Source organism: Pseudoalteromonas sp. SG45-5 (assembly GCF_014164085.1).
In the GTDB taxonomy this organism is placed as follows: Bacteria; Pseudomonadota; Gammaproteobacteria; order Enterobacterales; family Alteromonadaceae; genus Pseudoalteromonas; species Pseudoalteromonas aliena.
This window is the reverse complement of sequence record NZ_JACJEM010000038.1, coordinates 25,874-48,407: the sequence shown is the minus strand read 5'-3', so window position 1 is coordinate 48,407 and position 22,534 is coordinate 25,874. Positions and strand designations below refer to the sequence as shown.

Below are 22,534 nucleotides of genomic sequence, written 5' to 3'. Positions count from 1 at the left end.
GCTATCAGCTATCAGCTATCAGCTATCAGCTGAAAAATCGACTACTTAATGCTAACCTGCTAATATTCCTGCCTATTCTTTAATATTCAGCTTTTTATATCTGCATGAATAGCCAAGAATCTAGTCTCACTTTAAAAAAGGAAGCACTAAAATGAGCACATTAGGTCAACAACTAAAGCAGCTAAGAAATAATAAAAAATTGAGCCAACCTGAATTTGCAGAGCAAGTAGGTATAGAACAAAGTTACTTATCAAAACTAGAAAATGATAAATCAATTCCTTCTAACGACATTTTCAGATCTTTGCTTTTGGCATTAGATATGTCTATTGATGAATTTATGAAACCGCTTGCAGCTAGTCATGATAAAGCGAGGTTAATACAAATAACAGATGTTGAACAGTGGCTTAAAAAACAAGCTGTTAATACTTCAGCTAAACAACGAACACTGATTTATTTAGTCATGTTTTTAATTTCGTTTGGTTGTGCATTATTTTATGTAGGTCATAAAAATTATGTGTTTAATGAACGCTTTTATGAGTATCGCTCTATTGGAATTATTAAAGCAGATGAACCACTCAATGTTTTCAATCATTGGAAAAATTATATAATAGATCCCAGTGCTGAAAAGCGTACAGAAAAACTTAAAGAGATGCTTGCTAGGCGTGTTGAGCTTTTTAAATTAATGGATGAGTATATTGGCGAATCATTTGTTGAAGAAGTGGCTGGTGGTAAACGTGTTTACACAACAGATGCTATCCCACGCTTCATCTCACATGCAGGTAATAGCTGGCTTGAATTTATTGGACTATTTGCAGTTGTGTTTGGTTTAGCGCTTGCGTTATTTGAACCAAAATTAACGCGTCACCCATAAAAATCTGCATGCGAACAAGCACACAGTCTTTATCTTAAATTTAGCCCATACTTGTATGGGCTAACGGACTATTTTAAATAGGTATCTAAAAAGTTTAAGTAAGCATTTGAGGCCGTAATACGGTTTTCTTTTTTACTAAAACCATGGCCTTCATCGTCAAACAATACATACTCTACAGGCACGCCATTGGCTTTTACCGCCGCGACGAGTTCATCACTTTCTACTTGTAAAACGCGCGGATCGTTTGCACCTTGGATCACCATTAATGGTTTTGTAATGTTTTTAGCGTGAAATAATGGTGATATAGCACGATGACGTTCCCCATCAGTTTCAGGATCACCCATTTCATCATATAGCGACTTTTTAAAGCTTTCCCACCAAGGTGGGATAGAATTTAAGGTACGCACCCAGTTTGTCACGCCAAAAATATTAATACCTACTTTAAATTCCTCAGGCTCAAAGGCAAGCGCTGCTGCGGTCATAAAGCCGCCATAGCTTCCACCCATGATACCAATTTTATCGGCATCAACCCAATCTAAACTTTGTAAGTGTTTTTTGCCGTAAACAATATCTTGCAAATCATCGGTGCCGTGTTTTTTATCATCCAGATGAAAAAAGGTTTTACCATAGCCAGAGCTGCCACGGTTATTAACGGCAAAAATGGCGTAACCGTGATTCACTAAATGTTGCTGCATGGCACTGTAACCGGTGCGGCTTTGCCCACCTGGTCCGCCGTGCACCCAAATAAGCGCAGGAACTTTATTTGTGCTGCTTGCTTGTTTTGGTTTGTATAAAACGCCAGGTATTTCAAGGCCATCAAAACTTTTAAAGCGAACGATTGTGCTTTCAACTAAGTCGTTTTGGTTAATTTCTTTACTTAGTGTATTTGTAAGCTGTTTTGCTTGATCACTGCCCACGTGCCACACAAATAAATTACTTGGAGAGGTGTCTGAGTTTAAATAAAACGCCATCGCTTTTTCGTCATTTGAGAAGTTAACGCTGCGTAAGTTGCCTGCGGGTAATGCCGGCATCGCAATTTCTTTGCCTGTTTGGGTATCAATCACAGTGACTTTAGTACTTGCGTCAGCATTCACACCACTTACTTGATAACGCCCCGATTTAGAGAAATAAATAAAACTAACATCCCAGTCATCTTTTAATGCGGCGCTATGTTCACCGGTGGCTAAGTCATAACGCCATACCTGTGAAAACTCACCTTTAGCGTCTGTTGAGTAATATAAATAATTACTATCAACAGAGAAGGTGTCAGGGCTATATTGCGCTGGTGTATCATGCTTTGAAATTAACTGCGGTTTGAGTGACTTTTTAAACGTATCAAGAATAAAAGTATCGCTGTCTTTGTTAGTATTACTTTTGGATAGTGCAATATAACGGCCGTCAGGGCTGATTGCCCCTACATTTAAACCTAAGGTATTTTGATAAACCGATGTTACTGCGTAGGTTTTACTATCAACACGGTATAAGTCCATAAATTTAGCATCGCGCTTGTTACTGGTGATGAAAAACTGGCTACCATCGTTGGTAAAACCGGCAAAGCTGGCGCGGGTTTCATCCCCTGGCGTTAGATCTGTCATTGTGCCATCAGCTTCACGCACGTACACATGGTAGCGTTCGTTACCGCCTGAATCTTTGGTAAATAGCACTCGATCATCATTTGGAAAGTAACGCACAGGATAAGTGCTGTCCTCAAAGTTGGTTAAACGAGTTTTTCCGCCAGTTTTCGCATCTACTTCGTACAAGCTGTAAATACCACTTTCATCACTACTGACTAAAATTTTGTCGCCTGTTGAGGAGAAACTATTTCCTGTGATAGAGGTAGTATCAAAAAAGGTACCAGCGTCATAATTTTTAACTGATTGAGTTTGAGTAACTTGCGGATTCGCGGTGCTATTAAATACTGTTGACTGGCTACAACCAGCCAATGCCAGCGTTATCGCACAGGTAAGGCTTGCTAATTTTAAAGACTGTTTCATATCGACATCCTGTTGTTTATTGTTTTGAATTTTTAGTCTCACCTGAACACTTTTTAAACGCAAGTGATTACTGATTGTTAACTGCAACAAAGTGTTACAAAGGGTCTGTCGTTTTAAATATATCAATAGCTATAATGACACTTCTCATTAAAGGATATATTTATGATTGAAGTCATTGGCCTAAATAAGCAATTTTCTGGCAATGTTGTTTTTAAAGATTACAACAAAGTTTTTTCAGATCAAAAGGGGTGTATTGAAGCGCCTAACGGCCAAGGAAAAACGACATTACTGATGATGCTAGCAGGACTTGAAAAGCCGCAAAGTGGTGAGTTTTTATTTGCTGGTAGCCGATTGAACACTCCAACAAAAACCGTAGCAATTGCCAGTGACCGTATTGCGTTACCAGATTTTTTAACTGCAAATCAAATTATTGATTTATCTGTTAACACATTAGGTTGCGATTGGCCCCATTCGCTGGTTAACGGGTTTAACTTTAATGCATTTTTGAATACGCGATTCGAAGCACTGTCGTCGGGCAATCAAAAAAAATGCCAGCTAATTTTAGCATTGATGCGTAAATCACCTTATTTATTATTAGATGAGCCAAGTGCTGCGCTCGATCAAACCAGTATTCAGTACCTTTTAAGCCAACTCGATGCTTATTTGGCTGACAAACCCAATGGGCAAATTATCATTACTTGCCATGAGCCCGCTGTGTTTATTGAGCATGGTTTTAAGTGTATCTCGCTATGAGTATCATAAGTATAAAAAGCAAACTTAATCAGTATCTCGCGTTTATAGGTTACCGGTATTTAGCGTACACGTTTGAGCTTAAGCAATTGCTTCAACAGCTAAAAAACTTTGGTTTGTTATTTTTAGTGGTGTTGGGATCATCCGCTCTTGGTTTTGTATTATTACTTTTTTTAGGCTTAGGGAAAATTATAGATAGTGCAGATACGCCTTTATATGGCGCGCAAATGGCACTATTTTACTTGTTATTGCAAAGCGTGATGATAAGCGCAATGAAACTGGCGATTAAAAATAGTAACCAACGGCTGTTCCAACTTACGATCGCTCACCCTAGCTGGCTTCACCTTGCCGATATTAAATTGTTATTTATCAGCAATGGCTGGCTTATCGCTAGTTTGTTGATAGCGCTTGATCTTACCTTTGCACAGTGGTTAAAGGTGCCGCATTTTATAGTATTTATGTTTATTCAGTTAGGATTAGGCATTGTGTGTTTATACAAACCTAGCGCACTGGTTTATGGTTTTATGTTAAGCGGCCTTTTTTTATTCACTCCCATCAACATACCGCCGCTTATTTATCATATTGGTTTTTTAATCATCTTTAGCATTAGCTTGCTTATACCTAGAGTTAATATAAATGGGCGTGTTAGTGTTCGGTCACTGTTTGGTTTTTGGTTTTGCTACTTTGTAAACCACAGCTGGACGCTAGTATGGCGTATGTCGTTACTTTTATGTGTGTTTATGGCCTCGACTACGTTAGTCGCTGAGCGTGCTGATCTCGTAAATATACTTGATGCTGTGGCTATGGCTTTTATTGTATTATTTTGCAGCTCATTACAATTTGATTGCGCTAAAGTTTATGCACAATATTGCTTGTTTTTTAAGACATGCCAAAAAGCACGGACGTTTTATATTAGTCAGTTTATACCTAGTATACTGTTATTTTTAGCGACCTTTGTAACTTACAGCATTACGTTTGATAGATTGAATATGATTTTGTTGAGTTTATGCTTACCATGGTGCTTGTTGCAGGTTTATTTTGCACAAAAAAAACCAGCGCATTATGCGCTGGTTTGGATTGTTTTTACGGCAGGGCTGCTTGCTTTACTAAATTAGTTAAGCCGCATCAGCATTTTTTACTACGCTATTACGCGCGGCTTTACCTGCAAGTAAGTCAGCAGGGTCAAAGTCATCAACGTTAATAACATCTAAACGAGACTGTTCAACAGCAGCTAGTTTATCAGCTTCTGCTTGGCTTAATATGCCAGCTTCTAGTCCCATTTGCGCTACTTTATCCAGCTGGAAAAATGGCAGTTTAAGGCCTTTTTCTTTACATACACGGTCAAATAACGGTTCAACTTCAAGGATGTCTTTAAGCGTTTGCTCTTGACGACCTACAAGGTTAAGTGGCTCATTTTTTAAGTATATGTAGCTTGCTAAACGATTGCGTGTTTCGCTTGGTACTTGAAGTAACTTAGCAAGTTTATGCTCAAGCTGATCCGTTGGCTTGCGTACTGGGCGACCAAACGGGAATAACAATACTTTTAATACGCCACGTAGTGGTGCAGAAGGCATGTTATTGATTAAATCAGCAAGTGCACGTTGGCAATGGTAAAGATGATCTTGGCAACTCCATTTTACTAGGGCAAAATCCTCTTTTTTACGGCCTTCGTCGTTGTAACGCTTAAGCGTTGCAGACACTAAGTATAAGTAACTTAGTAAATCACCTAAACGTGCAGAAATACGTTCTTTACGTTTTAGTGATCCGCCAAATACAGCCATGCTTATGTCAGACATAAGTGCAAGCGATGCACTAAAGCGTGACGCAATACGATAAAACTCAGCGGTTTCGTCGTTGTACGGCACACTTGTAAAGCGAGCACCAGTAAGTGCAAGCCACTTAGTACGTACAAGGTTTGACATAGTAAAGCCAATGTGACCCATTAGCGCTTTATCAAATACATTAAGCGCTTCTTCGCGGTCTTCAATTTCGCACGCACCTAGTTCGGTAAGTACAAATGGATGACAGCGAATTGCACCTTGACCGTAAATAATCATATTACGGGTCAAGATGTTTGCACCTTCAACAGTAATGGCAATAGGTGCACCTTGATAGCCACGACCTAAATAGTTATTTGGCCCAAGCATGATGCCCTTACCACCAAGTACGTCCATTGCATGAATCGTTGCATCACGCATTTGCTCTGTAAGGTGATATTTAATAATGGCAGACACAACCGATGGTTTTTCGCCTAAATCAACCGCGCCCGTAGACATGCTAACCGCTGCATCAGAGCTGTAAGCATAACCAGCTAATTTAGCTAGTGACTCTTCAACACCTTCCATTTTACCAATAGGTAAACGGAACTGACGACGAATGCGACTATAAGCACCCGTTGCTACAGCAATCATTTTAATGCCACCGGCAGAGTTTGACGGCAATGTAATTGCACGACCAACCGATAAACATTCAACCAGCATGCGCCAGCCTTGACCAGCCATATCTGGCCCACCAATAATGTAATCAAGTGGTACAAAGATGTCTTTACCGCGAGTAGGACCATTTTGAAATGGTACGTTAAGCGGAAAGTGTCGACGACCAATTTCAACTCCAGGAGTATCTGTTGGGATAAGTGCACAGGTGATGCCTGGCTCTTTATTGTCGCCAATTAAGCCATCAGGATCTTGTAATTTAAATGCAAGACCAAGTACGGTTGCAACGGGTGCAAGTGTAATATAACGCTTGTTCCACGTTAAGCTAATACCCACAACTTCTTCACCATTCCATTGTCCTTTACACACCACACCGTAGTCTGGGATAGAGCTTGCATCAGAGCCCGCTTCTGGTGAGGTTAAGGCAAAACAAGGGATTTCTTGGCCGCTAGCTAAACGCGGTAAGTAATGGTCTTTTTGCTCTTTTGTTCCATAGTGTTGTAATAATTCACCGGGGCCTAAAGAGTTAGGTACGCCAACAGTTGACGAGAGTAACGTTGATTTACTTGTTAGTTTTTGAAGTACACATGATTGTGCAAATGCAGAAAACTCTAAACCGCCGTATTCCTTTTTGATGATCATAGCAAAGAATTTATTATCTTTTAGATATTGCCATACATCTTGTGGAAGGTCGGTTAGTTCGTGTGTTGCTTCCCAATCATCCAACATGGCACACACTTCTTCAACTGGGCCATCGACAAAAGCTTGTTCTTCAATTGTAAGCTTAGGCACAGGGTATTGATGAAGCTTTTTCCAATCAGGGTTACCGCAAAATAAATCTGCTTCCCACCACGTTGTACCGGCGGCAATGGCTGATTTTTCAGTATCAGACATGCTTGGCGTTACTTTTTTAAACGTAGCAAAAATTGGCTTGATAATATATTGCTGACGAATGCCAGTAACAGAAAGAGGAACCGCGATGACCAAGAAGATCAACCAGCTAATTAAACCAAAAGCACCGGCGAAGGTACCTATAAGTAGGGTTGCGGCAGAAACACCAAGTGCTGTGTTCCAACTCGCTCTGTGGTAAATCGCAGCGCAAAGCAGCACGATTAAACCGAGTGTAAATATGAGTGTCATTTTTATTCCTTAATAGAGGTCAGACCACCTCACTTAGAGTAGCGCTAGTAACAGTATTTTTCAAGTACATTGAAGCGTTAAATTATAGTAAAAATAGTTAAAGGGCGAGATTAGTTTACCTAAAGTCGGCACGACAAGCGTTAGCTATATAAATAAAGCTTTGTTGGTTAAACTTTGGCAACATATATATTATGCGCGCTAAGGTTGATCATAACTATAATTTTATAATCTTATAACAAAATCGGTGTCACTGTTTATCATCACATTATGAATACTGGCTCAAAGAGAGTGTTCGAAATGGCGATAGACCTTAGGGCGTGTTGACCTTTTGTGGTTGAATTTGCAGCAGGCTGTTTGGTATTTAAGTAAGGCAGAGCCTATGATATGTGGTTGTTCCCCATAAATAGGCGGTAACGCAGCATAAATACCAAACATGCGCTGCCCTTTGGGGGTTCTTCTAGGGACGGTCGACTCTTTGTTGCTCGGTTTTTACTTATTCTTACAGGGATGTAAGCCATTAGAGTAACGCAGGAGCAGTTACCGAGCCCACTAGGTTACAAACCTCGCGCCGCGATTCAACTGCCCCTAGATTGAACAAATTTCAATCCACAAAGGTCAACATGCCCTAACGTTGAGAGATCCAGATAAAAATATTTTTTGAACTATTCTTCAGATGGCGAAGCAGAGCTACCCGCTAAAATACCACCGTCAACATTGAGTTCAATTCCGGTCACATATTTCGATTCGTCAGAAGCTAAGTAAAGTGCTGCATATGCAACATCTTTAGCGTCTCCCATGGTATTTAATGGAATATCACTAGAGATTGCTTTAATGGCTGACTCTCTGGCATCTCCTTCACCTAGCATTGCATCCCACATTGGCGTTAAAATTGCGCCTGGATGTATTGAATTGCAGCGAATAGGGTAATTGTTTTGTGCACAATATAAGGCGACTGTTTTGCTATGATTTCTTACTGCAGCTTTACTTGATGCATAAGCTGCGGCTCCAGGTATACCAACAATGCCAGAGCGAGACGATAAATTCACAATGCTTGCTGATGTTGACTTTTTCATCAATGCGATCGCCGTTTTACACCCTAGAGCGACACCATCTAAGTTAACGCTGTGCACCTTATGCCAGCTCTCAATATCTAGATTTTCTGGATCATGAGGCCCTGTTGTTTCAAGAAATCCCGTAATTCCTGCATTATTAATTAATACATCAAGTCTGCCATATTTGCTTTCAATATAACGTCTTATCAATTCCCAGTCATCGACCTTTGAAACATCTAAATGGTGATACTCAGCTTTACCTTTTATAGAAGATGACACTATTTGGCCTAGTTCATCATTAATATCGCTGAGGATTACAGTTGCACCTTCGTCACAAAATAATTGTGCAATAGCTTGTCCAATTCCCCTCGCAGCGCCAGTCACTAAGACCACTTTTTCTTTTAATCTATGCATTATTGATCCTTCATTATGACGTGTTTAATGGTATGCGAATTAAGTGTGTTTACTCTAAAATAACTGTATTAAATTTTTGAAAATAAGTACCCTGAATTCAGCATATGTAATACCCATTTGCAATAATACCTAATTAACCTGAGCTCTGGATAATAAACCTATTTCGAGCAGCTATTTTCAGCGCTAACTGCGTTGAATTTACTTGCAATAGGCCCGCTATTGACGCGTAAATTCGCCTTGTTTTCACTGAAAATCTCTGGCTAGAGAAAATAAATTTAAATATCACCATTATTTAATACGTTAGAAAATCTCTTAACCAAAGTTCAGGTTAATTAATTTGAGGGATTAAACCTGACGCTAACGACTGCATGAATACAGGAGATAGAGCAATACAGGAGCAATTACCAAGAGCAACTAGAGAACGGATTTTTTGCCTTGTTATTGACACGATTTTCTCACCTTAAAATAGAGCATTTAAATTAAGCGAATTGGTATAATATAGCAATTACAAGAATATATGTGTGACCAAAACTGTGATCACTAATGGTTTTTTACTTCGGTTAATTTTTTAACTATATAAACTTAAAGGTTAATTTATTTTATGTGTGAGTTACTTGGTATGTCAGCCAATGTGCCTACTGATATCTGTTTTAGTTTTTCAGGCCTTTTAGAGCGCGGTGGGAATACGGGACCTCACAAAGATGGATGGGGTATTACCTTTTATGAGGGTAAAGGCTGTAGAACCTTTAAAGATCCTGAGCCGAGTTATCAGTCCGAAATTGCAAAGCTGGTTAAAGCATACCCTATTAAAAGTGTGTCGGTAATTAGCCATATTCGCCAAGGTAACCGCGGGCGAGTATGTCTAGAAAACACTCATCCATTTACACGTGAGTTGTGGGGGCGCGAGATTACATACGCACACAATGGGCAATTGTCTAATTATCATGATTTAAAAACAGAATATTATCGTCCGGTGGGAAATACCGATAGCGAACTGGCGTTTTGTTGGTTGCTTGATAAAATTCGCGAAAAATACCCTAAGCGTCCAAGTAATATGGCGTCGGTTTTCAGATATGCCGCTAAACTTTCGCATACACTGCGTGAAAAAGGGGTGTTTAATATGCTACTTACCGATGGCGTATTTGTTTTAGCTTATTGCACTAATAACTTACATTACATAACGCGCCGTGCGCCATTTGGTAAAGCAACATTAATTGATGCCGATATGGTGGTTGATTTTCAACAAGAAACCACACCAAACGATGTAGTAACAGTGATAGCCACAAGGCCTTTGACTAATGATGAGCGATGGCAAAAAATGCTGCCAGGGGAGTTTGCGTTATTTAAAATGGGTGAACTTATATAGCTCACCCATTTTATTTAAATAACCTGAAAATAGCTGCTCGAGATAGGTGTATTATCCAGAGTTCAGGTTAAATAGCTATTGTTGGACTGGTGTCGGCGCTGCTGTAACAGCCGTTGGCTGGGTAACTGTAAAGGAATTCATCTGTACTTCAAATTGCTCAGTACCTTTTTCACCTTTCCACATACGCACTAACATGTAATCCATCTCTGGTGCAAACCATGCAATAGCTTGGCGTTTATCGTTATCGTATAAACGCTTCACTTTAATTGTATCTACGTTTCCGATTGGCAATGGAATCATCTCTTTTCCTACAACTTCAAAGTTATAGTCGCGACGATTACCTTTTTTATCAATCAGTGGGAATGAAAAACTTGTTTCACCTTTTTTTAAGCCTTCGCGTACTTGCACTTGATATGAAATAGCGTCCTGAAAATCATCTGTCCATTCGCATTCAAGTGGGTATTCACTACGGCTGCTAGTGACTACTTTATTTTGCGTATCAAAGTCTATTTTGTAGTCTTTATCTGGGCCTGTACCGGTGCGGATCATCGAGTAATGATGCGGAGTAACCTTGCCATTTTGAAAAGTAAATTTTGATGTTTCTTCACGAGAGTCAGAGAAAATCATCCACTCAATATTACTGTGGTATGTTAACTGATAAGTATTGTCGCCCATTTTTTTGAGCTCACGCACAGCTTCACCATGATTTTTACCTTTGCGCAAAATATCATAATTAGCTTGATACTGGGTCAATTCGCCTGCAATCAGGCTAGTTGGAAGTAAAGCGCCCGCACATAATAGCAAGGCACTTATTTTTTTATTGTGGGTAGTGCGCGCCGTGTGCAGGAAGTTGTTTTTTGTCAAGAACTGCATAATCTGCTTCCATAGTAAGTCTGTGTTCACTGAACCATTTGACCACCAAAGGATAAATTACATGCTCTTGCTCATGCACGCGTTTTGCTAATGTGTCTGCTGTATCGTCCTTGAGTACAGGTATTTGCGCCTGAAGTATAACGGGACCGCCGTCTAATTCTTCAGTAACAAAATGAACACTTACGCCATGAACATCGTCTTTTGCATCAATTGCTCTTTGGTGGGTATTCAGCCCCTGATACTTAGGCAACAAAGATGGATGAATGTTCAACATTTTTCCAACATATTTTTGCACTAAGCTAGGAGTAAGAATACGCATAAACCCAGCTAATACAACTAGATTCGGCATAAAAGAATCGATAATGTTCATTAATTGCGCGTCGTACGCTTCGCGCGAGTCAAAATCTTTATGACTGAGCACCTTTGTGGCAATACCTGCTTGTTTAGCGCGCTCTAGGCCATAAGCGTCTGCTTTGTTACTAATAACAGCCGCTATATGTCCGTTTATCTCGCCACGTTCGCAGGCATCTATGATGGCTTGTAAATTAGAGCCACTACCTGAGATCAAAACTACCAGACGAGTGGGTGTCATTACTTAGCACCACCTACAATTTCAACTTGTTCTTCGCCAGCGGCTGCGTCTTGAATTTCACCAAGATGCCAAGCGTTTTCGCCCAAGTCTTTTAACATTGTTAAGCTTTGTTCAAGTTTATCTGCAGGGACCACTAAAACCATGCCTACACCACAGTTAAATGTACGGTACATTTCGTGTGTAGTGATGTTGCCGTTTTCTTGTAACCAGTTAAAAATAGGTGGCCACTGCCAGCTATCACCTTTAACAACTGCTTTTGCTGAAGCAGGCAATACGCGTGGAATGTTTTCCCAAAAACCGCCGCCAGTAATATGCGAAAGTGCATGTACGTCAACGCTTTTAAATAACTCAAGTAAAGGTTTAACGTAAATATGCGTAGGCTCAAGTAAGGTTTCGCCTAATGTTTTACCTTCAAAGTCAGCGCTGGTATCTGCGTTTGACACTTCCAGTACTTTACGAATTAAAGAAAAGCCGTTTGAATGAGGGCCGCTTGACGCAAGGGCAATAAGCTGATCGCCGGCGGCTACTTTTGTGCCATCAATAATTTTTGATTTTTCTACAACGCCTGTACAAAAACCCGCCATGTCGTAGTCTTCACCATCATACATACCTGGCATTTCAGCTGTTTCGCCACCAATTAGGGCACAACCTGAAATTTCACACCCTTTACCAATACCTGTCACTACGTCGGCTGCTGTGTCTACATCTAGCTTACCTGTTGCATAGTAATCTAGGAAAAACAGGGGTTCAGCACCTTGAACTATTAAATCGTTTACACACATCGCAACTAAATCAATACCAACAGTATCGTGCTTTTTTAAATCGATTGCTAAACGTAGTTTAGTACCTACGCCATCTGTGCCTGCAACGAGTACTGGTTGCTTATAACCTTCAGGAATTTCGCAAAGTGCGCCAAAACCACCAATTCCGCCCATCACTTCAGGACGACGCGTTTTTTTAACTACGCCTTTAATACGCTCAACAAGTGCATTACCAGCGTCGATATCTACGCCCGCGTCTTTATAGCTAAGAGACTGTTTTTGTTCGCTCACAGGTTTTCCTCAAAATAGTTGTTTTGGGTTGCTTAGAAACGCGCGTATTTTACAACAATTGCAACAGCGCGGCTAGCGTAAATATACCTTTGAAATAATTAACAAGGACACTTGTCCGCTGTTAGGCTGTTAATTACACAAAAAAGCACCCGTAGGTGCTTTTAGCGTTTTACGCTTTGGCCGTTAATATGGCTCTAAGCGGAGCAGGGTAACCCTCAATGGTCTTGCTGGTATCGTTTGGATCTAAAAAATCGATTAATGACTCGTTTTCCATCCAATCGGTTTTACGTTGTTCATTTAAAGTAGTAATAGCGCAATCTTTTATTTGCACATCTTTAAAGCCAACACGTTCCATCCATAGCTTTAGTGCTGCAGTGCTTGGAATAAACCACACATTGCGCATTTTAGCGTAACGATCGGTAGGGACTAATACTGTGTTTTCGTCGCCTTCAATTACCAACGTTTCAAGTACAAGTTCACCGCCTGGGCGAAGCTGCGCCTTTAATTGTGCTAAAAAGTCGATAGGTGAGCGACGATGATAAAGTACGCCCATCGAAAAAACCGTATCAAACGCTTTAAGCTCGGGTAATGCTTCAACGCCTAGTGGCAGTAAATGCACATTTTCGTCTGGGTTGTAGTGTTTAATAGCCTGAAACTGACATAAAAATAAATCAGATGGATCAATACCCACCACAAATTCTGCACCTTCACCGCGCATACGCCATAAATGATAACCAGAGCCACAACCAATATCTAAAACAGTGCGGCCTTTTAATGGCTCAATATGAGGCAGGAGTCTGTCCCACTTCCAATCACTGCGCCACTCTGTATCTATTTCAATACCGTGCACAGTAAATGGGCCTTTACGCCATGGCATCATACGTTTTAATAAATGTATGGCTTGTTTTTGTTCACCCTCACTTATTTCGCCAGCAGCGCCAATTTCTACTTTAGTTGAAATATCAACATGGCGTGTTGAAACCTCAGGCAAGTTTTTAAGCACTTTTTGCCATTTAGGTAAATCGCCGTGGCTTGCCTCTAACTGCCAATGCTTTAATTGCGCAGGTAAGGTTTCTAACCAGTGGCTAAGTGGGCTTTGTGCAATAGATGCGTAAAATTGATTAAACCATTGAGACATTAATAACTCTCTTTATTTAATTGCTACCATTGAGCAAAAATTAAAACATTGATACCACACTTGCGTTTGGCTAAAGCCAATGTCACTTAAACGATTAACGTGTGTACTGAGTGTGTCGGGACGCATTACGTTTTCAATAGCGGTACGCTTTTGGCTTATTTCAAGCTCAGAGTAACCATTGTGACGTTTAAAGTCGTGGTGCAAATCTATTAATAAATTATCGCATTGCTCATTTTCAGCTTTAATTTTTTCGCTTAGCAGCAATACACCGCCAGGTTTTAAATTCGCGTATATTTTTTCAAGCACCGCTTGGCGCTGAGCATGTGGAATAAACTGTAATGTAAAGTTCATTGCAACAACCGATGCATTTTGAATCTCAAGCTCATTAATATCGCCTAAAGTGACAGTAACTGGCACATCAGACTTAAAACCTTGTAAATGTACTTTACAGCGTTCAACCATAGCTTGAGAGTTATCTACGGCTATTATATGGCAGTTATCGGTACGAATGTTACGGCGCATGCTAAGCGTGACGGCACCCAGTGAGCAGCCTAAATCATATAAATTAGAATTACTTTGTGCATATTGCCCAGCAAGTTTGCCCATCGTACTTACAATAGTGGCATAGCCAGGCACAGAGCGCTGGATCATATCCGGGAATACTTCGACTACATTTTGATCAAAACTAAAGTCTTTAACTTGTTGCTCAGAGGCATAAATACTGTCTTTTATGGTCACGAAAGCAGTCTCTTTAAAAATAATAGTGCTATTTTAACATTTTATACTGGATAGTCAGTGATAAATTCAGTAGCTTGACTAGAATTATGAATAATAAGTACAAAAAGAGATTATTAAATGAGTAAAAGTAAGATTATTAGTACAGACGATATCTTGGCAACCCTGTGTCACTCGGTAACAGGTGTGCTTACATCAGCCAGCGGTAATGGCATTAGTTATTCTGCTATGGTTCAAAAAATAACACGTACTTGTATGCGACCAGACATTGGTTGTTTTGTATTGTTTGATGGTGGTTTTACCGGTCTTGTAATTACAAACTTTACCTCGCAAGCTGCGATGGAAATTTATGGCGATTACATGCGTAACATGGGTATGCCTGAAGAAGAAATAGCGCACAGCCATTTATCTGATGATGTGTCTAACGTGTTAGGTGAGTTAATGAACCAAATTGTTGGCGACTTTACTTCAAAAGTGCGCGAGCAATTACACACCTCTATCACGCAAAATCAGCCAAAAATGATGGCAATTAACAAACAAGTTCAAATATCGGTAGACACTACGATGGATCGCCCACAAGCACGTCGCGTAACGTTTACCACCAGTAAACAAAATATATTTTATCTAGAGCTTGCTATGGATAAAACTGAGTTTATTAAACTGCATGATTTTGACATTGTAGAAGCGATAGACCCTGATGACATTATTGAAAATGAAGCAAAGCAACAAGCTGAAAAATCTAAAGCGGCTGCCTCTTCAGCGCAAGATGATAATGACGATGACTTTATGGCAGGACTTGGGCTTTAAAGCTAAAAATTTAAGCTGGTAGCTTGTAATAAACGATAAAAAAAAAGCGCGATTTTATATTGCGCTTTTCTGTTTTTGCTAGGGCATGTTGACCTTTGTGGATTGAAATTTGTTCAATCTAGGAGCGATTTAATCGCGGCGCGAGGCTTGTAACCTAGTGGGCTCGGTAACTGCTCCTGCGTTACTCTAATGGCTTAGATCCCTGTAAGAATAAGTAAAAACCGAGCAACAAAGAGTTAATCGTCCCTAGATCGAGCTCAAAGGGCAGCGCATGTTTGGCATTTATGCTGCGTTATCGCCTATTTATGGGGAATAACCACACCACATAGGCTCAAAACCAAACAGTCAGCTGCAAAATCAATCACGAAAGGTCAACACGCCCTAAGCATCTTAGTTTCGCAATTAACTTTTTATCGCAAATTATGTAGGCTCAGTGTAAAGCATCTAGTTATAAGGGTTTGCCCCCATCGCCACTACCACACAAAATATCCTTAAATCTAACTCTAGCTGGTGGTAACTCGGTTCCATATGGCAGCAAAGTTGATAAAAGCCTTTTCGAACTACTCCTAAGAATAAAATCAATCAATGAAGCCTAAATTACCTTACCAGCTATAGATTAAAAGGGTTATAAAGTATTTTAATATTGACAATTATCATTGTTCTACAATACTAAATATACACAATCAAATAAGGTTCTTATATATTGAACCATCTCGCTATTAAATCATTACCAGCTGTACAAAAGGCATTATCACCAGCTTTTAGAAAGTTACTCTTTGACAACGCCCCTAAAAAGAGTAGGAACGTGATAGTGAACAATTATTCAGCATACATATCAACTTTTAAAAATGCTGGTTATGAAGCACTAGATATTCTAAGTAGCCCCGAGTCTTTAATTAGACAATTACGTGGATTTGTGGGATTTATGTACTCTCAACACAATCGCAAAAACGCATATGAATTAACCCGGGTTACCTTTATAACTTTTGAGGTACTTACTAAGCATGAAATAGAATCACCAAAGATTTCATTTAATAGTAAATATGAATTTATCAAGCAATGTATTGATGAATTCACAAGCCTACGGGTTAGCCCAGAGCGCTTAGCTTACCTTGATGGCTGGCAATTAAAATCAAAGGAAGGTAAACCCTTTAATTTTCCAATAGGTAAATTTCATGAAGTCTTTGGAGATGAGCTGACGTCTGAAATTTATTTTCATACGAGTGAGTATTGTAAAACACAAAAAAGAACCACTTTGCCACTTCTGGTGCACTTATACTCAGATCTTCTAAATTCTTTTACAAAGCATTGCAATAGCGCTGATGACTTGCGTGCTCAATTGAAAGCTAATAAATTAAGTGCGTTTCTTGAGAAGGTTATGTGGTGCTCATTTAGTAATAACTTATTAAGAGGCAATAAAAGTGCAAACTTTTTTGTTTTTTGGACTAAATTGATTAAGGTTTTCAAAATATGTTTCATTGATAGCAGATTAATTGATGAGCCAGTTCGACCTGTTTTAACTCCCTTATTTAAAGAAGATTCTCAACCTGTTGCAGATATAGCTACTGGCGGTAAGTTAACATACCTCGAAGAGCAGCTTTGGCTTGCTTCTATTCCGCTGCACATCAAAGATGAGGCGGCGATCCAAATCATCGAAGATAGGTTACGAGTTAGTGAAGAGCATGTTCGTGCATCTTATCATTCTGTTTTTGAAAGCATAAAAGGAAAACACGAACGTAACCTTAAGTTGGCGAAAGAAGGTCTGGTTAAGCCCATTCTCGACGCTGTTGGTGGCTATAAAAAAGCTGAACATGTGCGCGTGGGGCGCGAACATTTAAAGAATAGCATAGCCACATTCTATGAGCATGGTATAGGGGCAGCCGTTGCAAACCCTATTACATTTTTTGGTGGAAACTATCCTAATAGCGATAAACTCTCTTTCCCTGAACTAGCTGATGAATTAAACCTACCCACTACAGCTACGCTCGGTGCACTGTGCACATTGTTGGTGTTGGAGAACCCCCAACTCACTCCATCTGCACTGGAGCATTGGGAGTTATTTGATAAAAAGGGAAAAATGACTGGGTATAAACAAGTTGGCTGTAATTTCATAATAGTTGTTTATAAAGGCCGCAAGGGTCCGACAAAGGCTCAGCAAGATATTATTCTTAACGAATACAGCCAAGCCATCGTTGAGGCATTAATCAATCATACCAAACTTGCTCGAAAGTATTTAAAAGCTCACCCAAGCACAGATGAGTTTCAAGGAAGCGCATGGCGGTATATGTTACTCAAGGCTAATTTGCAGAAAGCAAGTTGGCATTGTAATTTTGGTAGCGATATTAGTTCGGCTTCTTTTAATAGCAATTATAGACAGTGGGTTTATAACCATCCTAGTAGTATGAATGAAGACGATAAGTTATTGCTATCAAAATTGGTAGGCTTACGTTCAGGCCGTAAGCTCCGAGCAATTCGTACATATATTAAAACCCACTCTTTACGCGCAGTAGCAGAGGTTTTAGGACATGAAACAGTTAATGTTGACCTATTAAACAAGTATCTTCCATCTGCGCTGATGGATTTTTTCAATGCAAGGTGGATCCGCCAATTTCAAAATGCACTTATTTATATCGCAATGAAGGAATCGGACTATCTTTTTGAAGCAGTTGATATTAAACCTGAATACCTCGATGAATTTCTACAAAATCACGGTATTCACGACATACCTAAATTGTTTGGTAAATTTAAAAATGACGCAACCTCATCTCTTGTTGAGAAGAAAGAGCCTCAAGCACTATTCGATGAGGTCACCTTGATTATCACAGAGAATGTGGTGAGAGTGCTTATTGCCATCAAAAGTATCGTGGACCGCTCAAAAGAAATACAAGATGGTCAAATCTTTCGCGACATCGTATCAACCTGGTATGAGGCAGCTACAATCATTCTGACCGAAGATGCGCGAGAAAGTATAGTCAATTTAGAACGTACACAGCTTATCTCCAGAGCAAAGAAAAGCCCACTTGATATTCAACTAGTTGCTGGAGCGTTAACATATTAAAATTAATAGTAAATAACTTAAAGGAAAGAAAAGTAGGTCTTCATGAGCTAAACAGCGAAGAGTTAACTGAAGCACTTTACTACGCTGTTGAAAACCAAGACTTTGCTCTACAACGCGAAATTGGTAATCATTTTACCCACATTTACGTTCAAGCTTACGAAATGCCTTATTGGTTTAAGAGTGAGTATGATGATGATGTCACTGTCATGAACTTTATAAAAAGGGATAAGGTTATTGACTGGTCATCGGTTATTCTTGACGATGGTTTACCTCTCACTCATTCTAAACATAAGCCTCTTCTCAATGGTTTTAAAAACTGGCTACTCGCAGTGTCTGATCCTCTTGAAAATGGTGGTTCGCTCATTAAAACTACCACAGTACAAAGTCGGGTAACGAAAGTCACCTCATTAATTGATGCAATTTTATTACGCTCAACCGAATTAGAGTTAAGTCAATATCACCTTAGCAACATTACTGCTGATTTCTGGTTGTCTCTTTTTAAAGTGATGTCTGAGGACGGACCAATCAATGGGATATATGACATTAAAAATCGAACTGTTGAGCTACTTAAAATGCACGGCGATAGCATCACACAAGAGCAGGTGAAAGCTTTTTTGGTTAAGTACCCTTTTGTAAGCAGAAATATAGCAGAGGACGATTTAACACTTTATTTATCAAAGGCTGATCGCATCAAGGCATGCTGCTGGCTTAACGAACAAGGTTATTATAAAAGTAAAGCTGGAGTTGCTGCTAAAGGCAAAGTGCTCTCAACGCTGCTCTTTGAGGGCAAGATAGTATCAGACATAAATGTTCCCAGTTTACCTGAGCTATGGATTGCCGAAAAAACCATATCCACTGAATATCCTTCCTTTAACACTGATAGCTCAGAGACGTCAGTCTCAGAGGTGACAATTCAAACCTACATATCAGTGGCTAAGTTGATTAACACAAATATATTCAAAGACAACGCAAGTTCACCACCCATCGAGGCCACAAAATCACTTTGCTTAAGACAAATTGATGCTTTGGTAGCATTGAAGCCCAAAGGCCGTACTCAAACCTTGCACCCTGATATGGTCTTTAAACTCATACGACAATCTTTTGAATTTACTCTTAAGTATCAACAAGAAATTTTGGACGCTTGCTTTACTGCGCTCGTGCAAGGGGCTAGCAAAAATCCAAAAACAGGAAGTAATAAAGAGCGATCGAGCAAAAGGTTACGTACGTCAACTTCTGATATTTACCAGAGCATGTCATTAACTGAGCGTGGACACTTTATGAAAACGAAAGTAATGGGTATGTTGAATGAAAAAGGGATCAAAGCAATGGGTATTCGACAGGTTTTACCTTTTGAAAGTTTAGATGCTAACAAATATGACGCCATACGGAATAATGAGAGCTTATTTGAGCTTTACAGCTTATTAATAGGGAGCTGTCAGTACCTCACCGGTATTATTACGGCAAGACGACAAGATGAGTTAATATCATTAAAAAGTAGTGGTAATCTATCTCCAAATTTAAGCCCGTTTGAACATGAAAATATTGATTACAATCTTATTTTTAAACTAAAAAAGTCTGGAAATGGCGGAAAGATATCTTCTAACATAAGCATTCAAAGGCCTATTACAACCTCTATCGCTAAAATTATCTGGCGACTCGAAGCATTTAACGAATCAGCAATATCGCAAGGGATAGTTAAGGGTAAAAGTACAAACCTTTTTAATAACTTAGATGCAAGAATGTGCCATCTTACTAGATCTTCGGTTAAAAGCTTCAATGCCAACTTCGATTTAATATGTGACTATTTTGAAACCCCCCTAGTTAAAATGAATAATGGAGAGCTAAGACGACAGTATGTGAGGCAGCATCAGTTGCGCCGTTTTTTTGCCTTGCTTTTTTTCTGGCAAAAACGTTTTCAAGGACTTGAAGCCTTGCGATGGATGCTTGGACATACTGATATGTCCCATTTATATCATTACATATCAAGTAATGAAGTGGGCGACATTCTCAATGGGGTCAAGGCTACTGTTATTGTGCAGGGTGTATTGAATAAGAATGGTGAGTTAGAAAAGCTTAAAAGTATTGGTGAGTTAAAAGAAACACTCGCTAAAAAATATAATGCTGGTGCGGTAGTTATTGATGATTTGGAAAGCGTCATTGATCTGGCTGATGAAGAAGACATAACTATTCCACACATTGAACAATTGAAGGCAGAAGCAAATTTGGAATCGAACCTCGAAGAGTTACTTAAATCGGGTGAAATCAGCTTGGAGCCTAATTTTTTTAAAGTTACAGACGAAGATGGGGTGGTTAGAGAAACGTTCAACTTAGCATTTCAAGTAAAAGCAAAATAAGAACCAGGATAATGAGAAAAAATAAAGAAAATAATCAAAGATCAATACTGGCAACTCAATACCTGTTAATGGAGATCATCAAATCGCCAGATGAATTTAAAAACAATAGCCACCTTGTAAAAGCGCTTAAATCACAAGGTGGCTTAGCCAAGTATGAAAATATCGAACGAAATATCGTTGCTTGTGCCATTAATACAGTTAAAAGCCTTTCAGAGTTGTTGTTTGACGATGGATTTACAGGTTTTGATAGACTCAGAATGAATGCTCGTGTTGCCATAGAGAAAGCTTTAACAGGAAAAATAAAAAAGAGTAATGAAGAGAGTGCAAGACAAAAGCTTGCATCAATTGCAGAAACCCTTGCTATCACTCAGCAAAGTAATTTCTTATTGAATACAGTCATTAAAGAAATGCGCGCAAACTTAAAAGCAATGGCATTACAAGATGGGACTGATGAAGAGCGTTTAAAGCGCTACAAAGATATTAATAAGAAGGTTGAAGCACAGCTTAATTATGCTAACTATGGCGAAGTATAATGCCTATAACTAAATTAAAAAACTTTGCTCGCTGGTCACATCTGGGTTTTGACGGCAAATTGACATTTTATAAACCAAGAGATATCCCGTTTGTAACATATAAAAATAATATGCCCTGCTACGAAGCAAATATGTATATTCATAAACTTCTAGAGGAAGGGTTGAAATATCAGACAATTAGGACGTATGCCAATAGTATTATAGCTTTGATCTATCACGTCGAGAGCGCAACACATCTCAACCGTTTTAGCGACTTAACCGATGCTACTTTTCGTCTGTTTATACAGGGTCTACAAAGCGAGAAACATCTTAATGGTGAAAAGGTTAAAAGTAATAATAGAGTTTTAGAAGTCGGAATTAGATGCCTTAAATTTCTTGAGTTTGTCCAAATTTACCATGACTTGAATCTATTTATTGGCGTAGACAAAGCGAATGCTATAACAGTGGTCGAAACTACTCACAAAATTTCAATTGAGGGAAGTAGGCACAAGAAAGAAGTTACCACGATTTCTCATCTTTGCTTGCCAAGCAAAGATGCTGTTAAAAGACGGTTACCCGTTGGTGAAAATGACGCGTTAAAGGTATGGCGCTTTATACAAACCAACCCTAATAAAGCAGTTCGTTATCGTGACATAGCACTATATCAATTAATGGAGCAAACTGGAGGACGCGTACAAGAGCTACATCTCGTAACTGTGGATGATTTTAAAGAGGCGAGAGATATGCTCGAGCCAAGCCTTAAAATGCACACGCTGAAGCGCAAGGATGAAAGAGCGACAAGACATGTGCCCATTCCCCATACACTTATTACTGATATTGCTCAATACATGAAATATCGTCGCAAAATCATGAAGAAAAAAGGGCTCATTGGAGATAAAGATCATGGTTTCTTGTTCATCGCAACAAAAACAGGTGAGCCTTTTAAACCTGATTCATGGACTACATACCTCCATAAATGGAAAAACGAGTTAGGCCTCAAAGGTGAGTTTCACCCGCATCTCTATCGTCATGCGTTTATTACAAACAAGCTTATTGAAATTATTCAACAGCATGAAGATATTACGAATACTGATGATTTTAGAAAACACTTACTTAATGCCGAAACTTTTAAATTACAGTTAAGAGAGTGGACAGGACATACGCAATTACACTCCCTTGATACTTACATCCACTTAGCTTTCGCTAAAATACGAGGCTACGCTAAAGCTTATAGTGCAGTTGCGCTATCAGCATCGGTAGCAATTGTGGAAGATCAATTAATTCGCATTGAAAAGCAAATTCAGGATAAAGAGCTGAACTTTACAGAAGCCTTGGCATCACTGAAAAGCACAATAAAGGCGTTTGAATTAGATATTAAACAGGCCAAATCTTAA

At 39.3% G+C, this 22,534-nt stretch carries 17 protein-coding genes and 1 pseudogene; 9 read left to right on the top strand and 9 right to left on the bottom strand.

Features of this window, described 5'->3' with window-relative positions:
* Positions 1-151: 151 nt before the first annotated feature.
* Positions 152-871 carry a helix-turn-helix domain-containing protein gene (locus tag H5119_RS13175; protein WP_182702550.1) on the top strand — a complete coding sequence of 240 codons (720 nt, stop codon included), beginning with the start codon at positions 152-154 and terminating at the stop codon, positions 869-871.
* A 68-nt stretch (positions 872-939) separates the two neighbouring features.
* On the opposite strand, the gene H5119_RS13170 is transcribed toward H5119_RS13175, so the two are convergent.
* Positions 940-2,865, bottom strand: a complete 1,926-nt coding sequence (locus tag H5119_RS13170) for a S9 family peptidase (RefSeq protein ID WP_182702549.1) — start codon at positions 2,863-2,865, stop codon at positions 940-942.
* 162 nt (positions 2,866-3,027) lie between these two features.
* Here H5119_RS13170 and H5119_RS13165 point away from each other — a divergent pair, with 162 nt between their 5' ends.
* Complete coding sequence (locus H5119_RS13165) at positions 3,028-3,618, top strand: ATP-binding cassette domain-containing protein (protein WP_182702548.1); 591 nt, start codon at positions 3,028-3,030, stop codon at positions 3,616-3,618.
* Positions 3,615-4,730: a DUF6136 family protein gene (locus H5119_RS13160; RefSeq protein ID WP_182702547.1), complete on the top strand. Its 1,116-nt coding sequence runs from the start codon at positions 3,615-3,617 to the stop codon at positions 4,728-4,730. Before H5119_RS13165 ends, H5119_RS13160 begins: the two co-directional genes overlap by 4 nt.
* On the opposite strand, the gene fadE is transcribed toward H5119_RS13160, so the two are convergent.
* Both fadE and H5119_RS13150 read right to left on the bottom strand, forming a co-directional pair.
* A complete protein-coding gene (gene fadE, locus H5119_RS13155; RefSeq protein ID WP_077537539.1) occupies positions 4,731-7,187 on the bottom strand; it encodes an acyl-CoA dehydrogenase FadE in 2,457 nt (818 codons plus the stop codon). It lies immediately after the preceding gene.
* Between the two features lie 662 nt (positions 7,188-7,849).
* Entirely contained in the window at positions 7,850-8,653 is an 804-nt protein-coding gene (locus H5119_RS13150; RefSeq protein WP_182702546.1) for an SDR family oxidoreductase, read from the bottom strand.
* Positions 8,654-9,254: 601 nt separating this feature from the next.
* Here H5119_RS13150 and H5119_RS13145 point away from each other — a divergent pair.
* Positions 9,255-10,019, top strand: coding sequence for a class II glutamine amidotransferase (locus H5119_RS13145; protein ID WP_182702545.1), 765 nt, complete (start codon positions 9,255-9,257; stop codon positions 10,017-10,019).
* 75 nt (positions 10,020-10,094) lie between these two features.
* Here H5119_RS13145 and H5119_RS13140 read toward each other — a convergent pair whose 3' ends face one another.
* From H5119_RS13140 to cmoA, 5 genes are all read right to left on the bottom strand, one after another.
* Positions 10,095-10,883: a DUF3108 domain-containing protein gene (locus H5119_RS13140; RefSeq protein ID WP_404936259.1), complete on the bottom strand. Its 789-nt coding sequence runs from the start codon at positions 10,881-10,883 to the stop codon at positions 10,095-10,097.
* On the bottom strand, positions 10,837-11,484 hold the full coding sequence (purN, locus tag H5119_RS13135; RefSeq protein WP_182702544.1) for a phosphoribosylglycinamide formyltransferase: 648 nt from the start codon (positions 11,482-11,484) through the stop codon (positions 10,837-10,839). Before purN ends, H5119_RS13140 begins: the two co-directional genes overlap by 47 nt.
* Positions 11,484-12,536: a phosphoribosylformylglycinamidine cyclo-ligase gene (gene purM / locus H5119_RS13130; protein ID WP_182702543.1), complete on the bottom strand. Its 1,053-nt coding sequence runs from the start codon at positions 12,534-12,536 to the stop codon at positions 11,484-11,486. The genes purN and purM overlap by 1 nt, the downstream gene beginning before the upstream one ends.
* Positions 12,537-12,705: 169 nt before the next feature.
* A complete protein-coding gene (cmoB, locus tag H5119_RS13125; protein ID WP_182702542.1) occupies positions 12,706-13,674 on the bottom strand; it encodes a tRNA 5-methoxyuridine(34)/uridine 5-oxyacetic acid(34) synthase CmoB in 969 nt (322 codons plus the stop codon).
* Positions 13,675-13,686: 12 nt separating this feature from the next.
* Complete coding sequence (gene cmoA, locus H5119_RS13120) at positions 13,687-14,412, bottom strand: carboxy-S-adenosyl-L-methionine synthase CmoA (RefSeq protein ID WP_138584608.1); 726 nt, start codon at positions 14,410-14,412, stop codon at positions 13,687-13,689.
* A gap of 117 nt (positions 14,413-14,529) precedes the next feature.
* Between cmoA and H5119_RS13115 the strand changes: the two genes are divergently transcribed.
* Positions 14,530-15,216, top strand: a complete 687-nt coding sequence (locus H5119_RS13115; protein WP_182702541.1) for a DUF3334 family protein — start codon at positions 14,530-14,532, stop codon at positions 15,214-15,216.
* A 444-nt stretch (positions 15,217-15,660) separates the two neighbouring features.
* Here the strand turns inward: H5119_RS13115 and H5119_RS20505 are convergent.
* Positions 15,661-15,771: pseudogene (locus H5119_RS20505) on the bottom strand (metal-dependent hydrolase); the annotation flags it as partial.
* Positions 15,772-16,027: 256 nt separating this feature from the next.
* On the opposite strand from H5119_RS20505, the gene H5119_RS13110 reads away from it, so the two are divergent.
* The 4 genes from H5119_RS13110 (at position 16,028) to H5119_RS13095 (ending at position 22,534) form a co-directional block, all read left to right on the top strand.
* A complete protein-coding gene (locus tag H5119_RS13110; protein ID WP_182702540.1) occupies positions 16,028-18,274 on the top strand; it encodes a hypothetical protein in 2,247 nt (748 codons plus the stop codon).
* Between the two features lie 161 nt (positions 18,275-18,435).
* Complete coding sequence (locus H5119_RS13105; protein ID WP_182702539.1) at positions 18,436-20,628, top strand: integrase; 2,193 nt, start codon at positions 18,436-18,438, stop codon at positions 20,626-20,628.
* Positions 20,629-20,639: 11 nt separating this feature from the next.
* Positions 20,640-21,161 carry a hypothetical protein gene (locus H5119_RS13100; RefSeq protein ID WP_182702538.1) on the top strand — a complete coding sequence of 174 codons (522 nt, stop codon included), beginning with the start codon at positions 20,640-20,642 and terminating at the stop codon, positions 21,159-21,161.
* Positions 21,161-22,534 carry a site-specific integrase gene (locus H5119_RS13095; RefSeq protein WP_182702537.1) on the top strand — a complete coding sequence of 458 codons (1,374 nt, stop codon included), beginning with the start codon at positions 21,161-21,163 and terminating at the stop codon, positions 22,532-22,534. Before H5119_RS13100 ends, H5119_RS13095 begins: the two co-directional genes overlap by 1 nt.

Bases quoted from the DNA above. Each gene is read 5' to 3' on its own strand.
- H5119_RS13100 (WP_182702538.1), top strand. From the start codon at position 20,640: ATGAGAAAAAATAAAGAAAATAATCAAAGATCAATACTGGCAACTCAA.
- cmoB (WP_182702542.1), bottom strand. From the start codon at position 13,674: ATGTCTCAATGGTTTAATCAATTTTACGCATCTATTGCACAAAGCCCA.
- H5119_RS13175 (WP_182702550.1), top strand. From the start codon at position 152: ATGAGCACATTAGGTCAACAACTAAAGCAGCTAAGAAATAATAAAAAA.
- H5119_RS13145 (WP_182702545.1), top strand. From the start codon at position 9,255: ATGTGTGAGTTACTTGGTATGTCAGCCAATGTGCCTACTGATATCTGT.
- H5119_RS13150 (WP_182702546.1), bottom strand. From the start codon at position 8,653: ATGCATAGATTAAAAGAAAAAGTGGTCTTAGTGACTGGCGCTGCGAGG.
- H5119_RS13115 (WP_182702541.1), top strand. From the start codon at position 14,530: ATGAGTAAAAGTAAGATTATTAGTACAGACGATATCTTGGCAACCCTG.
- fadE (WP_077537539.1), bottom strand. From the start codon at position 7,187: ATGACACTCATATTTACACTCGGTTTAATCGTGCTGCTTTGCGCTGCG.
- H5119_RS13165 (WP_182702548.1), top strand. From the start codon at position 3,028: ATGATTGAAGTCATTGGCCTAAATAAGCAATTTTCTGGCAATGTTGTT.
- purN (WP_182702544.1), bottom strand. From the start codon at position 11,484: ATGACACCCACTCGTCTGGTAGTTTTGATCTCAGGTAGTGGCTCTAAT.
- H5119_RS13095 (WP_182702537.1), top strand. From the start codon at position 21,161: ATGCCTATAACTAAATTAAAAAACTTTGCTCGCTGGTCACATCTGGGT.
- H5119_RS13105 (WP_182702539.1), top strand. From the start codon at position 18,436: ATGCCTTATTGGTTTAAGAGTGAGTATGATGATGATGTCACTGTCATG.
- H5119_RS13160 (WP_182702547.1), top strand. From the start codon at position 3,615: ATGAGTATCATAAGTATAAAAAGCAAACTTAATCAGTATCTCGCGTTT.
- H5119_RS13170 (WP_182702549.1), bottom strand. From the start codon at position 2,865: ATGAAACAGTCTTTAAAATTAGCAAGCCTTACCTGTGCGATAACGCTG.